Below are 441 nucleotides of genomic sequence, written 5' to 3' on the forward strand. Positions count from 1 at the left end.
GATCATCAGACCATTCCGGGGGGATGGCCATGGGATGACCTGGGGAATTATTACGGAGCAGGTGTATGGGGAGTCAACTGGCGGGAAAATCAATTTGATATTAACATTAATGGGACGGAATTTAAAAGCTTTTCTTATCCTCTGGAAGGGGTAAAATGGCTTAATGATCTTAGCACAGGAGGAAGCTCTGACCAAAGCCTGATTTTTACAGCTCCTCATTCCAATACAGCGTTGATCAACGGAATGCTTCCCACAGGAAAGACGGTAACTGTTTCAGGTTCTGCCCCGAATCCTCCTTTACAATTGGCTGCAGAAGTAAAGCAATGGCTGAAAGAGTCCGGAATTGAAATTTCAGGAAAGGTGGTTACCAATTCCCAGCTTGAGCTGGATGGAAAACCGGTTTTGGAAGCTCCTAAAGATAATGTGATTCTTACTTATCAA

At 44.2% G+C, this 441-nt stretch carries 1 protein-coding gene; it reads left to right on the plus strand.

Annotated elements, in window-relative coordinates:
- Nucleotides 1-441: D-alanyl-D-alanine carboxypeptidase (locus BBI01_RS14735; protein ID WP_185114357.1), on the plus strand; the 441-nt coding region annotated here is incomplete at both ends.

The organism is Chryseobacterium artocarpi, assembly GCF_001684975.1.
Taxonomy (GTDB): Bacteria; Bacteroidota; Bacteroidia; order Flavobacteriales; family Weeksellaceae; genus Chryseobacterium; species Chryseobacterium artocarpi.